At 65.5% G+C, this 556-nt stretch carries 1 protein-coding gene; it reads right to left on the bottom strand.

The genetic code is table 11. The features are described 5' to 3' along the window. The coding region (locus tag P0R31_RS40765; protein WP_275521254.1) for a phosphopantetheine-binding protein at nucleotides 1-556 on the bottom strand (556 nt) is incomplete at both ends.

The raw sequence follows: 556 nt of genomic DNA, 5'->3' as shown, positions 1-556 counted from the left end.
AACCGCACCAAGATAGCGCTCCAACAAGCTGCGGTCGGCAAACGCCATCTGCGACACCAACAGATAGGGATCACCCCGGCTGGCCAGCAGATGATGGAACAGGATGCCGTCCTGCAGCGGCGTCAGCACATAAATGTCCTGGATGTTGCGGACGCCACCAGGCACCGTGGCGATGATCCGGTCGATCTCAGGCTGGGCCAGCTCGATCAGCGGCAGCATCTGCGGCGTGATCGCCGTACTCTGCTCGGTGATCAGGTTGGCAGGCACCGCCACTTCATGAGGACGGCCAAGGCTTGCGGCAAAATCGGCCAGCACCGGCGTGGCGAACAGCGTCGACAGCGGCAGTTCGACTCCAACAGCCTGCGACAGCCGGCTCGACACCTGCACCGCTAGAAGCGAGTGGCCGCCCAGTTCGAAGAAGTGGTCGTGGCGTCCGACCCGCTCCAGCCCGAGAAGCTCGGCCCAGATCCGCGCCAACGCCGTCTCGACTGCGCCCTGCGGCGCCTCATAGGCCGCCCGTGCATAGGCAGCGTCAGCCGGCGGCGGCAGTGCCTTG

This window comes from Bradyrhizobium yuanmingense (genome assembly GCF_029167105.1).
GTDB classification, from domain to species: domain Bacteria; phylum Pseudomonadota; class Alphaproteobacteria; order Rhizobiales; family Xanthobacteraceae; genus Bradyrhizobium; species Bradyrhizobium yuanmingense_A.
This window is presented reverse-complemented; position numbering and strand designations above follow the sequence as displayed.